This is a genomic window from Streptomyces sp. NPDC060198 (genome assembly GCF_042728415.1).
Classification (GTDB): Bacteria; Actinomycetota; Actinomycetes; order Streptomycetales; family Streptomycetaceae; genus Streptomyces.
In genome coordinates, this window is sequence record NZ_JBHWZJ010000193.1 from 1 (window position 1) to 13,361 (window position 13,361).

A 13,361-nucleotide genomic window follows, 5' to 3' on the forward strand; every position below is an offset into this window, starting at 1 on the left:
GTCGGAGACTGTGACCAACAGCCCCCGACGTCGTCGCGACGGGCCCCACTGCGCGCTCGAACCGTTCGGTCGCCCGGACGTCAGCTCGCGAGCACCGCGGTGGCGTTGCAGTCGTAGACCTCGTCCACCTTGCTCGGGTCCTTCATCGGCACCGTGAACTTCTGGGGATCGAGCGATTCGGAGGCGTCGAGTTCGACCCGCAGGTGAGCCGTGTCGAGCGTGTTGGTGGCGGAGTCGGAGAACGTCACGGTGATGTCGACCTCGGCGATTCCGAAGTCCACCGGGGAGAGCTCCACCTGCGAGGACGCCACTGCCTTCTGGGAACCGTTTGCCGGGTGGGCGCACGTGAGCACGCGGACGCCCGGGTCGGTGGTGGGCACCGCGCTGGGGTCGGGGGTCGGTTCCTCCGTGACCGAGTCCGTGGCCGAGTCCGAGCCCGAGGATGAGGACGAGCCGGAGCCGTAGTCGTCGTCGTCGTAGTCGTCGGTGGTGCTGCCGCTGTTGTAACCGTTGCTCTTGTGGGAGTTGGAGCACCCGCCACCGCCGGAGCCGTGGCTCGACCCGCTGTGGCCGTGCCCGTGGCTGGACGTGGAGAATCCGGTGAGCGCGAGCACCACCACCGCCAGGACCGCCGCCAGTTTCATCTGTTGCCGCACCATGGATGCAGCCCCCCTCGTGTCTCGTCTTCTTCGCGACGTCTTCTCCCGGCGCCTTCTCCGGGTGTTCTCGTTGCCGCACCAGCATCGGGGCGAAGGCCCACTGCCAAGTCATGACCCTGTCACGGATTGGTCATGGTGTGCGGGGCGGCTCCGAAAATGATGTGCGGAACGGGCCGGAAATGACGCATGGGGCGGGTGCGCACGGTGGTGTTGCGGGGCGGTCCGAAGCAATGTGCGGTGCGGGCCACACGTCGTGGCGCGGCTTCGGAGTCGCGAGCGCCGGGAGGCGGGCGTAGCGTCGAACGCGAGAGTGTCACGCACGTGTCCGCGCGTGCGCCGTCGGTAGGTTCGCGCGATGCGCGCAGGAGGCTGACGATGATCCGCAACATCCTCGGCTCCGTGATCGCTCTCGCCGGAGCGGCGGCCGCCGTCCTGAGCCCCTTCCGCGACTGGTACGACGGCCGCCCCGGGCGCGACTACCGCGTCCAGGACCTTTTCGAAGGCATCACCACCACCTCGTCGGGGGTGATGGTCTCCCTGTTCCTCCCCTTGCTGGTCGCCGCGGTGCTGACCCTCGCCGGGGTCGTGCTCCGCTCGCGGCTGGTGGTGGCGCTCGCCGGGGTGCTGACGCTCGGCTTCACCGTGCTGTGGATGGTCCGGCAGGGCCAGGCGACGGGAAGCCTGACGGTGGACCCGGACGGTTCCGGGCTCCAGTGGGGGGTGGCGCTCGCCCTCGGCGGCGGACTCCTGATGCTGATCGGGTCCCTGGTGATGTCGGGGCGACGACGTCGGCGGGACCGGGTCGGGGGCACGCCGGACCACGACGCGCGCACCGCGCCCTACCCCACACCCGGCTACGAGCACCCGGACACCTGGCCGCCCACGCAGGAGCCGGGCCCGTCCGCCCACACGAGCCCGCTGCCCGAGCCGGAACCGGATCCGTACACCGGCCCGGAGGACCCGCGCCGGCACGACGGCTCCTGAGGCCGCACGGCGCACGGAGGCACGCCACGAGCCGGGTCTGCCGACCTACCGGGCCCGGTTGTTCCCCGTCCCCGTGCCCTTCAGCGCGTCCAGCGCGTAGACGCACCGGTCCTTGCTGCAGGCGTAGACGACCCCGTCGCGGGCCACCGGGGACCCGGTGATCTCGCCACCGGTGGCGAGCTTCCAGCGCAGGGTGCCACCCGCCGCGTCCAGGGTGTAGAGGACGTGGTCGGCGGAGCCGAAGTGCACACGTCCGTCCGCGACGACGGGGCTGCCGACCACGTCACCACCGGCCGCGAACCGCCACTTCGGGGTGCCGGTCACCGCGTCCAGGGTGTAGAGCGCGCTGCCGCTGCCGACGTGCACGTTCCCGCCGGCGACCAGTACGGGTTCGATGGAGTGGCGTGCCTCCGTGGCGATGCGCCAGCGGTCCTTGCCGTTCGCGGCGTCGAGCGCGTAGACCGTGCCGAGGTAGTCGGCGAGGTACACGCCACCCCCGGTCACCGCCGGGCCCGGAGCGAACGCGGGCGCCGACAGGAAGACGGCGGGCGCCTCGAAGTGCCAGCGCACATGGCCGGTGGCGTTGTCCACGGCCAGTACCCGGGTGCCCGCGGCGACGTACACGTTGCCGTCCGGCGCGGGGGTCACCCGGACCGGGACACCGCCGCAGGAGGCCGCGTCACCGATGGGGTACGACCAGCGCTCGGAGCCGGTACGCGCGTCGAGCGCACGCAGCCGGGCGTCCTTCCAGACGTACGCGGTCCCCTCGTGGAGCGCAGGACCGGCCTCCGCGGTCTCGAAGTCGGTCTGGGCGCCGCTGATCTCCCAGAGCGGTTCGCCACCCGCCGCGTCCCACGCCTGGACGCCGCCGCCCCGGGTCCCGGTGAGAACGGTGCCCCGGTCCGCCTTGAGGGAGTAGACCCAGGCGTCGGTCCGCCGACGCCACCGTTCGGTGCCGCCCCTGGCGTCCAGCGCGTAGAGGGAGGGGCCGTCCGACGCGTGGATCACCCCGTCGTCGACGGCCATCGCCCAGGCCACGTCCCTTGTCTTGAACTGGCGCCGGCCGTTGCCGATGTCCAGCGCGTGGATCTCGAAGGACGTCACGTAGAGCAGACCGCCGGCGACGACGGGGGTGCCCCAGACGTCGTTGGACATGCGGAAGCGCCAGGGACGCCAGCGGTCCGGTACGGCGGGCGCCGCCTCGGGGGCGGTGGCCGGCGCGGGTACGGGTGCGGTGACCGGGGCGGGGACCGCACCGGTCAGGCCGGCCGGCGGGCGGACCCAGCCGGTGGCGGCGGCCGGGTGCGCGGCGGCGGCTCCCCGGATCTCGGCGGCGCGCGGGCCGGGACCGATCGCGACCTTCGCGCCGATCAGCCGGACCGGGCCGCCGTCCGTCGAGGATGCCGAGGGTGCGGCGGGTGCCGGCAGGGAGGGGCCGGGGCCCACGGGCGGCGCGGGCCGGGCGTGGGACGGCGGGGGCATCGGGGCGGTCTCGGGCATGCGGCTGGTCTCCCAGTCGCCGAGCGGCGGACGCGGGGGCGGCGGCGGGGCCACCAACTGCGCGGGTGCGGGGGCCATGGTGCGTCCGCCGCCACGACGCTGCTCGATCATCGCGGTGGCCCGGCCGGGCAGCCAGGCGGACGCGGTGCCGCTGTCGTCGCTGCCCGAGGCGAACAGGTGCGGGGCGAGCTGCGCCTGGAGATCCGCGGGGCTGGGGCGGCGGGTCGGGTCCATCTGCATGCAGGACTCGATCAGCGGGCGCAGCTCGTCCGGGAGCCCTTCGGTGTCGGGCCCTTCCCGCAGCAGCATGAAGACGGTCTCGACCGGGTTCGCGCCGTGGAAGGGCGCGTGTCCGGTGGCCGCGAAGACGAGGGTCGAGCCGAGCGAGAAGACGTCGCTCGCCCCGGTGACGCTGCGGGAGTCGCGGGCCTGCTCGGGCGACATGTAAGCGGGGGTGCCCACGGCGACGTTCGTCATGGTGAGGCGGGTGTTGGAGACCCCGGAGGCGATGCCGAAGTCGATGACGCGGGGGCCGTCCTCCACGACGAGCACGTTGGACGGCTTCAGGTCGCGGTGGACGAGCCCGGCGCCGTGGATGGACTGGAGTGCCTCGGCGATACCGGCGGCCAGCCAGCGGACGGCCTGGGTGGGCATGGGCCCGCACTCGTTCACTATCTCTTCGAGCGAGGGGGCGGGTACGTACGCGGTGGCCAGCCACGGCACGGCGGCGCGCGGGTCGGCGTCGACCACGGCGGCGGTGTAGAACCCGCTCACCGCGCGGGCGGCTTCGACCTCGCGGGTGAACCGGACGCGGAAGAGCTGGTCCTCGGCGAGCTCGGTGCGGACGGTCTTGATCGCCACCCGTCTGCCCGACGCCGAGCGTGCGAGATAGACGAGCCCCATGCCGCCGGCTCCGAGCCGTCCCAGCACCTCGAACGGGCCGATCCGTCTCGGGTCGTGCTGCGTCAGCTGTTCCACTTGCCTGCCACCTCCCCGTACGGGCCCTGGTCCCATGACCTTGCCCGCGAATTCCCGCCCCGTGCGGCGTCTCACCACCGGGCACCACCTGGCGGTGCGCACCCCGATTGTTCCTGGCGCGGCCCCCAGTTGCGAACCCGGGGGCGAATCGGGGTGTCATCGGCCTCTGTCGGTGGCAGAAGGGCGGGGCTCGCTGCTATGGGGACGTGCGTGCACAACCGCCGTACGGGCGAAAGGCGTCCGTGCGTGGCGCACTGACGGATACGAAGTGCGCCGGGGCGAACCGGTGTTGTACGGATGTCCGGCGCATCCGGGACGTGAGCGGGGGGCGCGCACAGACCTGCCGTGCACGCCCCCGCCCCCGGGGCCACGCTCGCGCGGGCTCGCGTCATTGCCCGTCAGTACCGGCGTCCGCCCCGTCAGTACCGGCCGCTGAACTGCGGAAGGGCGTCCGGGGCCGGGCCCTCCCCGGCCGCCGGGTCGCGGCGGGCCAGCTTCTCGCCCTCGATGTCGACCTCGGGCAGGACGCGGTCGATCCAACGCGGCAGCGTCCAGGCGTGCTTGCCGAGAAGAGTGAGGACGGCGGGCACGATCGTCATGCGGACGACGAAGGCGTCCAGGGCGACGGCGACCGCGAGGGCGAAGCCGAGGGATTTGATGATGGGTTCGTGCGAGCCCATGAAGCCGGCGAACACGGAGATCATGATGAGCGCGGCGGCCGTGACCACCTTGGCGCTGTGGTGGAAACCGGTCTCGATCGCCGTACGGGGGTCGGCGCCGTGGACGTACGCCTCCCGCATCCGGGTCACCAGGAAGACCTGGTAGTCCATGGCGAGTCCGAAGACGATGCCGACCAGCAGGATCGGCATCAGGCTCATGATCGGCCCGGTCTGCTCCAGGCCGATGAGGTCCTTGAACCAGCCCCACTGGAAGACCGCGACGAGCGAGCCGAGCGAGGCCAGCACCGAGAGCAGGAACCCGAGCGCCGCCTTGACCGGGACCAGGACCGAACGGAAGACCAGGATCAGGACGAGGAAGGCCAGTCCGACGACGAGCACGAGGTAGGGCACGATCGCCGCGCTGAACTTGTCGGAGATGTCGATGTTGAGCGCGGTGGTGCCGGTGACCATGGAGCGGGCACCGTTCGTGGTCGCGGTGTCACCGGCGAGGTCGCGAATCCGGGCGACGAGTTCCTTGGTGGCGTCGGTGGTCGGTCCGCTGCCGGGGACGACGGAGATGATCGCGGTGTCGCCGGCCTCGTTGAAGACGGCGGGCGACACGCCCTTGACGTCGGGCAGCGCCGTGATGGCCCGGCTCAGGTCGGCTGCGGCGCCCTTCGCGGTGGCGGGGTCCGGGTCGTCGACGGTGACGGTCAGCGGGCCGTTGAACCCGGGGCCGAACGACGAGGAGAGCAGGTCGTACGCCTTGCGCTGGGTGGACGAGGGGGCCTTGGAGCCGTCGTCCGGCAGCCCGAGCTTGAGGTCGGTTGCGGGCAGCGCGAGCGCGCCGAGGGCGACGACCGCGAGGACCATGACCGCCGCGGGGCGGCGCATCACCAGGGCGACCCAGCGACGGCCGACCGTCACCTTGGCGGCCTTGGCCGGGACCGCGGCGGTGGGTGCGGCCGGGGACCCGGCTCCCTTGCGCTTGCGCGCCCTGCCGAGGACCCGCTCGCTCCCGAAGCTCAGGAGCGCCGGGACCAGGGTGACGGCCACCAGCACGGCGACGACGACGGCGCCGGCCGCGGCGAGGCCCATGGCGGTGAGCATCGGCAGGTTGACGACGGCGAGACCGGCCAGGGCGATGACCACGGTGACGCCCGCGAAGACGACGGCGGAGCCCGCCGTGCCGTTGGCGCGTGCGGCGGCCTCCCGTGCGTCGTAGCCGTCGGCGCGCTCGGCGCGGTAACGGGACACGATGAAGAGCGCGTAGTCGATGCCGACGGCGATGCCGAGCATCGAGGCGAGCGAGGACGTGCTGCTGTTGAGGTCGAAGGTCGCGCTGACGGCGGTGATGACGGCGGTGCTCACACCCACCCCCACGAGCGCGGTGAGCAGCGGGAAGCCCGCGGCGACCAGTGATCCGAAGGTGACCACCAGGATGAGGGCGGCGAGGAGGAATCCGACGGCCTCGGCGGCCATCCCCTCCTCGGGCTCGGCCAGCGCGTCACCGGACGCCTCCACCGTCAGCCCCTGGGCGCGGCCCGCGTCCAGCGCCTTGTCGATACCGGTGTGGTCGGCGTCGGTCAGGTCCGCCGCACCGACGGAGTAGGTGATCTGTGCGTAGGCGGTGGTCCCGTCCGCGCTGACCGTCTTGGCCTCGAAGGGGTCGCTGACCGCGCTGACGCGCGGTGAGGACTCTTTCAGCTCCTTCAGGACGTCCTCCACGACGGCCCGGTCGGCCGCGCCGTCGATCTTCTGTCCCTCGGGGGCGCGGACCACGACACGGGCGCTCGCACCCTCGGCGTTGGCCGCGGGGAACTTGTCGGCGAGGAGGTCGAAGGCCCGCTGGGACTCCGTACCGGGCAGGGACATGCCGGTGGACGCCGTGTTCGTGGTGCTGGTGGCCGCGGCACCGGCGGCACCGAGGACGACGGCCCACAGGAGGACGACCAGCCAGCGCCGCCGGAAGGCGAAGCGGCCGATCCTGTACAGGAAGGTAGCCATGAGGTGGAGGACTCCGTTGTGGGTGCGTGGTGTGGGTGGCGCGTCGGGTGGCGGCGGACACGGGCCGCGGTTCCCGCCGCCGGCTGAGGACGGCGGGGACCACGGCGCGCGCCGGCCCCGTCCCCACGGGCGGCAGCGCACCCGGCACCGTCGCCGCGTGCGACGGCACCGCCTCCGGCGTCCGGCCTCGGGGGAAGCGACGGGCCACCGGTGATCCCCATGCTGTTCCGTAGGGGTGCTCGCCGGGGTCGCCCACAGGTACCGTTCCGGGGCCGGGCTGTCGGTCATTCGGCCGACACCGCCCCCGGAGCCGCTCCTTACCCTGGTACGCGTGGACTGGCACCTTCCGTTTACTCCGGCCGTCAGACGGCTCATCACCGCGTTCAGCGTGCTCGCGTTCGCCCTGACGTGGGTGGCGGACCTCGCCCTGCTGAGCTTCGCGCCGGACGCCTTCTCCCCCGCCACCAACTGGCTGCCCGTCCTGGTGACCGGCCCGCTCGCGACGCTCGCCGTCGCGGAGACCCGCCGCTCGCCCTCCATGCGGTGGCGCATCGGTGGCGTGGTCGCGATGTCGCTGGCGCTGACGGCCGTCTGCTTCGTCTTCTCCCCGACGCAGTCGTCGATCGGCGCGCTGGAGGCCGCGGCTCTGATCGCCCTGGTGATCCGCACCATCGCCCAGGCCCCGAGCACGAGAGCCGCCGCGGTCTCGACGGCGGCACTCGGCGTGGCGGCGCTGCTGCTGCCGCTGCGGATGCGTTCGTGGGAGGTGTTCGTCCCCGGCGGTTACGTCCTGACCGTGGCGCTCACCATCGGCATCACCCTCGGCTGCGCGATCCGCGCCCTGGAGGCCCGCCGTCGGCGCAACATCGCCGATGTCCGGCAGGCAGAACGCCTCGCGCTCGCCCGTGACCTGCACGACCTGATCGCCCACCACATGACCGGCATCATCGTGCAGGCCCATGCGGCGACGGCGATCCACGCGACCGCCCCGGACAAGGTCGAACCGATCCTGCGCAACATCGCCCGCTCCGGCACCGAGACGCTGGAGTCGATGCGCCGGCTGGTCCGGATCCTGCGGGAGGAGGGCCACGTCCCGCAGCGGCCCGGCGATCTGCTGAGCGAGTTGGCCGAGCTGACGGCCGCCCACTCGGCCTCCGCCGCGCCCGGCGCTCCGGCCGCCGCCGCCCGGTTGGAGGCGACCGCGTCGGCGCGCACCGCGCAGCTCAGCCCGGAGGTGGAGATCTCCGCGTTCCGGGTCGCCCAGGAGGCTCTCACCAATGTCCGCCGCCACGCCCCCGGTTCCCAGGCTGCGGTGCGCCTCGACGTGGACGCGGACTGGCTCTGGGTAACCGTCACCAACAGCGCCTCCCCCAAGGGCTCCCCGTCGCCCGCCGGAGGTTCCAGCGGTTTCGGGCTGATCGGCCTGCGTGAACGCGTGGAGGCGCTGGACGGAACCCTGCGGGCGGGCAGGTTCCCCGGGGGCGGTTGGGAGGTCAGGGCGGGATTCCCGCTCCAGGCCCCGCCCGCGTCCGCCGCCTCCGGCTCGGGTCCGGAGGCCGTCGGTCCGTGAGACCCGCCAGGGCCTCGGTGGGCGGTGGCCGTATTCAGCCGCGCGGCCGGGCGACCCCGTGCTCCCAGGCCCAGGCGGCGACCTCGACCCGGTTGCGGGCGTCCAACTTGCCCTGGATGCGGCCCAGGTACGTCTTGACCGAGGAGAGCGAGAGGAAGAGTTCGGCGCAGATCTCCTGGTTCGTACGTCCCACCGCGACCAGCCGCACGATGTCCCGCTCCCGGGTGCTCAGCAGTCCCGGCGGTTCGGTCCGCGCGGACGGCCCTCCGCCCTGCTCCGCCTGCTCCAACCGCCGCAGCAGCCGTACCGTCACCGCCGGGGACACCAGCGCGTCGCCCCGGGCCGCCGCGTGCACGGCCTCGACCAGCAGGGCCGGGGTGGCGTCCTTCAGCAGGAACCCGCAGGCACCGTTGCGCAAGGCGCCGCGCACGTAGTCGTCCTGGTCGAAGGTGGTGATCACCACGACGTTCATCGGGTCGACGACACCGGGCCCGGCCAGCAGCCGGGTCACCTCCAGCCCGTCGAGCCGCGGCATCCGGATGTCGGCCAGCACCACCCTCGGCCGCAGCCGGCGGGCCAGCTCCACGCACTCGACGCCGTCCGCCGCCTCCCCGACCACCTCGATGCCCGGCTGCGCCTCCAGGATCATGCGGAACCCGGCCCGGACCAGTTCCTGGTCGTCGGCTATCACCACGTCGATCTTCGTACCGCACACGGGCCCGTCCTATCACGGGAAGGCGCGGGTCCGTGTCCGGCAGCGGCCGTGGGCGCGATCCCGACGACGCGGCGAGCGCGCGTGCCAGGCGTCGCCGGGCAGGCGGGACGTTCGAAACACGCCCCAGCACGGGCGGCGCCCCGGCGTCCCCGCTACGGCAGCATCAGTTCGGCGGGCTGGAGCACCGCGAACGCGGCGCTCTGGTCGTCCTGGAACGCCGCCATCCGCCCGTACGGGATGTCGAACGGCGCGGCGGTGACCCGGCCGCCCAGTTCCCGCACCCGTTCGGCGGCACGGTCGCAGTCGGCGACGGCGAAGTACGTCAGGAAGTGGCTGGGCATCATCTCGGGGAAGGCGTCGGTGATGACGCTCCGGCCGCCGACCGCGGTGTCGGGGCCGGGGGTGGCGCCGGGCGGGGACCACATGCGGAAGTCGATGCCGCTCTTCGCCGCCCCGGTGTCTCCGCTCGCGTCCGCGTCCAGGTCGGTGCTGCGGAAGCCGAAGACCCGGGCGTAGAAGGGGTCCACCCGGTCGGGACGCCGGGTGTAGAGCTCGGTCCAGCAGTACGAACCGGGTTCGTTCTGCTTCTCGAAGCCCGGCCGCTCGTCCGCCTGCCACAGCCAGAAGGCGGCGCCGTCGGGGTCGACGGCCTGCGCGAGGATGCCGGCGCGGCCCGCGCGGACGGGGTCGGTGATGATCTGGCCGCCCTCCGCGCGGATCGCGTGGACGGTCGCCCGGATGTCGTCGGTGGCGAAGTGGACGCCCCAGGTGGTGGGCATCCGGCCGTCCGTCTTGGCCGCGAGCGCGGCGACGAGCCGGCCCTCGCTGTAGGCGTCGGCGAAGGGCATGCCGTCCCCCGCACGGAAGGTCCAGCCGAAGAGCCCGCCGTAGAAGCGCTTGCCCGCTTCGAGGTCGGAGAGGTGCACCTCCACCCAGCAGGGAACGGAGTGCGCGAATGCCGCCATGGGCCGGGTCCTTCCCTCGCCGGGAGCGCGCGGTCCTGCCGCGCGGCCGGGCGCGTCACGGGTGCGTGACACCTGTCCCGGCCAACGTAACGGCGCCCGCGCTCCTCCGCCCGCCGATGAGCCCGCCGGTGAGCCCGCCGGTGAGCCCGCAGGCCGGCGGCCGTAGGCGGCGGGCCTGCGACGCTCACGGCAGGGCGAGCACCTCGTCGATCGCCGCGCGGATCCTCTGGTCCTGGAGGACGTCGGTGTAGTCACGCCCCGGGGAGAGGCGCCGGTCGAAGCCCTTGACGGTGTGCAGCGCCGCCCTCGCCTCCGGTGTGATCCGGCCGATCCGCGCCAGGGTGCGCAGGGCCACGAGGAAGTTTCCCCAGTCGTCTCCGCCGTCCGCCACCGGCAGGACGAACTCCTCCAGGACGGACGCGCTCGGCTCGGGTTCGCCGGTGATCGACCACAGGGTGACGGCCGCGTCCAGCCGCGTCACCCCTGCGGAGCCGTCCAGGAGCTCCCGCACCGACGGGGCGTACGCGACGGCCTCGGACCCGAACCTGGCCAGCAGGACGGCCGACCTCTCCCGACCCGTCAGCTCCTCGCCGACGAGGCGCAACTCCGCGGACGTGTGGCCGCCGACGCGCAGGGCGCACCTCTCCATGTACAGCGGGTCCCCGCTGCCGGGGCCGCACGCGCGTACCGCGTCCTCGGCGGATGCGGCGCCCGGCCCCATCGCCACCACGGCCTCGACGGCCCAGTGGCGCTGGTGCGGCAGCAGCGCCACCACCTCCGGCAGGGCGGGCAGCGCCGCCTCCTCCCACTCCGTGAGGACCCGGAGCAGGCGCCCCGTCGACGAGCAGGAGTACCCGGTGAGCCGCTGCTCCTCGGTCCGCCACCGCAGCACCTTCCGCAGGGCCGGCAGCAGGAGGTCCGCTTGGTCCCGCAGCGGTCCCAGGACGTCGTCGATCTCGGGCAGCCGCGGGTTCTCCCAGGAGCAGCCCTCCTCGTGGTGGGCGCGGTACGACGGCTCGTACAGCTGCTCGACCAGTCCCGGCAGGCCGCGCGGGTCACCGATCCGGGTCAGGGCCCACCGCGCCTGGCAGGCGACCGTGCCTTCGAGGAGTTCGTCCTCCCCTTCGTCGTCGACCAGTGCGGCCAGCAGATCCGCGTACGGCTCCGAGCGGGCACCCAGCGCCGCGAGGACGTAGGCCGCCCACAGCCTCGCGCCCGGGTCCGGGCAGGTCAGCAGCGATCCGGCGAGGTGAAGCAGCGCGGGTTCGACGGAGCGGTGGTCCACCAGCAGGTCCCACGCACACTCCAGCGCGGCGCGGAGCAGTGGAACGTCCCCGTTCCGCGCGGCTTTCCCGGCCAGCCGGACGAGGAACGAGACCGCAGGGCCGGGTGCGTCGGCGAACCTGAGCATGACCCCGTGGAGGCCGTACTCGCGGGACCAGAACGCCTCCGCCTCCGGCAGGTAGGAGAGCTTCTCGAAGTCCCGCCGCGTCTCCTCCACGTCACCGCCGGCGAACACCTCCATCAGCAGATCGGCGTGCCGCTCCAGCACGTCGAGGTCCAGGTCCGCCCATCCCTCCAGGGCGGCGATCCGCATGGCGGGGCTGCCGTCGCGCACCTCGCCTTCGAAGACCGCCCGCACCTCCTCGGCCGCCGCCCCGGCAAGGGTTCCGCGCGCGGCCTCGCCCGCCGCGGCCCGGCCCAGCTCCCACAGCAGATTCAGCCGGACCGAGGGCTCGGTCTCGGCTCGCCACCTCTCCAGGAGCGGGGCGACGTGGCGCGCGAAAGACAGGGCGGATCGCCGTACTTCGGCGTCCCCGTCCGCGAGCAGCACCAGCAGGGCGGGCTGCTGGTGCCGCCAGGCCGCCGGCCACCTGCCGTCGATCCGGTGCGGTTCCGCCTCTTGCGCCGTGTCGTCGAGCCGCTTCAGCAGGTCGAGCAGGTCCGTGCGCACGCGGACACCCGGATCGGCGGCGAGGGCCACGAGGAAGGGCAGCGCTTCGGTCGCCGCTTTGTTCACCCGGTCGCCGCCCCTCCCCAGCAGGCAGAGCTCCAGGAGCCAGCCGTCCGGTTCCGCGACCACCCCGTCCAGGGCGATGCCCCGCAGCACCTGGGGCACCCGCTCGATCGGGAAGGCCCGGTCCGACTCCTGCGGGTCCCAGCGGACGGCCGTCAGGGCATCGAGCGACAGGGCGGGCAGAGCAGGTACGGCGGTCATTTCCGCTCCCCGGGAATGGGCCCGTCGGCGGACCCGCCCCGCGTCGGGCGAAAGTTGTCCACCGAAGTTGTCCACAGGCTGTTGATAACACTTACCGATCCGGCCCATCACCTCGGAGGCCTCAGGCGGACACTCGCGCCGCAAGGGTCCCGGAAGGGCCCCGGAAGTATCCGTCCCGCCCTCCGGAGCGCGCGCAAAAGATGGCCGAAATACCACCCCGCACCGTCTGCGCGCTGGGTAATTCCCCATTTGCACTCGGCCGAATCGCGCTCCGTTCACCCGTCGGTAAGCTGACGGCATGACAGGACAAGTACGCACCGTCGATGGCCGCGTGGCCGGTCGACGCGGTCAGGCGACGCGGCAGAAGCTGCTCGATTGCCTCAGCGAGATGCTCAGCTCCTCGCCGTACCGGGACGTCAAAGTCATCGACGTCGCACGGAAGGCGGGGACTTCACCCGCGACTTTCTACCAGTACTTCCCGGACGTGGAAGGCGCCGTCCTCGAAGTCGCCGACGAACTGGCCAAGGAGGGCACCGGACTGAACGAACTGGCCTCCGGCCGCTCGTGGGTCGGTAAGGCCGGCTGGCAGGCTTCCGAGGAACTCGTGGACGGTTTCCTCGACTTCTGGCGACGCAACGACGCGATTCTCCGCGTGATCGACCTCGGTTCGGCCGAGGGTGACAAGCGGTTCAACAAGATCCGCGTGAAGATCCTCAGTTCGTTCACCGGCTCCCTCACGGACGCGGTGAAGGAGCTCCAGGGCAAGGGCAAGGTCGACAAGGACGTCAACCCCGCCGCGGTGGCGGGTTCGCTCGTCGCCATGCTGGCCGCCGTCGCCTCGCACCAGAAGGCCCTGACCACGGGCACGGGTGTCAAGGTCGGCGAACTCCGTCCGAACCTCGCCCTGTTGGTGCACCTCGGTGTCACCGGCAAGAAGCCCACGAAGTAGGCGCCCTCGACGGATCGACCCCCTTCACCGGGCGGCGCACGGCCAACCCCGGACGCCCGGCATCCTGTCTCACCGACGGCGGGCCAGCTTTTCTCCGCCTCTCACCACCGCTCACCGATTCGCGGCGACCGTCTGCGTAGCGGGGGAGGGGCCGTGC

Annotated in this window: 9 protein-coding genes; 3 read left to right on the plus strand and 6 right to left on the minus strand. The window is 72.8% G+C overall.

Annotation, left to right across the window (positions count from 1 at the left end; genetic code table 11):
- Positions 1–80 precede the first annotated feature (80 nt).
- Positions 81–659: a hypothetical protein gene (locus ACFWEP_RS22065; protein WP_387372047.1), complete on the minus strand. Its 579-nt coding sequence runs from the start codon at positions 657–659 to the stop codon at positions 81–83.
- Positions 660–1,034: 375 nt separating this feature from the next.
- On the opposite strand from ACFWEP_RS22065, the gene ACFWEP_RS22070 reads away from it, so the two are divergent.
- Positions 1,035–1,643 (plus strand): hypothetical protein, encoded by a 609-nt coding sequence (locus ACFWEP_RS22070; RefSeq protein ID WP_387372049.1) that lies wholly within the window; start codon positions 1,035–1,037, stop codon positions 1,641–1,643.
- Between the two features lie 45 nt (positions 1,644–1,688).
- Here ACFWEP_RS22070 and ACFWEP_RS22075 read toward each other — a convergent pair whose 3' ends face one another.
- Together ACFWEP_RS22075 and ACFWEP_RS22080 are read right to left on the minus strand one after the other, a co-directional pair.
- Entirely contained in the window at positions 1,689–4,157 is a 2,469-nt protein-coding gene (locus tag ACFWEP_RS22075; RefSeq protein ID WP_387372061.1) for a PQQ-binding-like beta-propeller repeat protein, read from the minus strand.
- 383 nt (positions 4,158–4,540) lie between these two features.
- On the minus strand, positions 4,541–6,787 hold the full coding sequence (locus tag ACFWEP_RS22080; RefSeq protein ID WP_387372051.1) for an MMPL family transporter: 2,247 nt from the start codon (positions 6,785–6,787) through the stop codon (positions 4,541–4,543).
- Positions 6,788–7,118: 331 nt separating this feature from the next.
- Between ACFWEP_RS22080 and ACFWEP_RS22085 the strand changes: the two genes are divergently transcribed.
- Positions 7,119–8,357 (plus strand): sensor histidine kinase, encoded by a 1,239-nt coding sequence (locus ACFWEP_RS22085; RefSeq protein WP_387372052.1) that lies wholly within the window; start codon positions 7,119–7,121, stop codon positions 8,355–8,357.
- Between the two features lie 34 nt (positions 8,358–8,391).
- Here ACFWEP_RS22085 and ACFWEP_RS22090 read toward each other — a convergent pair whose 3' ends face one another.
- The 3 genes from ACFWEP_RS22090 to ACFWEP_RS22100 form a co-directional block, all read right to left on the minus strand.
- A complete protein-coding gene (locus ACFWEP_RS22090; protein WP_387372054.1) occupies positions 8,392–9,072 on the minus strand; it encodes a response regulator in 681 nt (226 codons plus the stop codon).
- Between the two features lie 152 nt (positions 9,073–9,224).
- Complete coding sequence (locus ACFWEP_RS22095) at positions 9,225–10,037, minus strand: VOC family protein (RefSeq protein WP_387372057.1); 813 nt, start codon at positions 10,035–10,037, stop codon at positions 9,225–9,227.
- Between the two features lie 184 nt (positions 10,038–10,221).
- Positions 10,222–12,255, minus strand: a complete 2,034-nt coding sequence (locus tag ACFWEP_RS22100) for a HEAT repeat domain-containing protein (protein ID WP_387372059.1) — start codon at positions 12,253–12,255, stop codon at positions 10,222–10,224.
- A gap of 298 nt (positions 12,256–12,553) precedes the next feature.
- On the opposite strand from ACFWEP_RS22100, the gene ACFWEP_RS22105 reads away from it, so the two are divergent.
- Positions 12,554–13,204: a TetR family transcriptional regulator gene (locus tag ACFWEP_RS22105; RefSeq protein WP_266705489.1), complete on the plus strand. Its 651-nt coding sequence runs from the start codon at positions 12,554–12,556 to the stop codon at positions 13,202–13,204.
- The last annotated feature ends 157 nt before the right edge of the window (positions 13,205–13,361 follow it).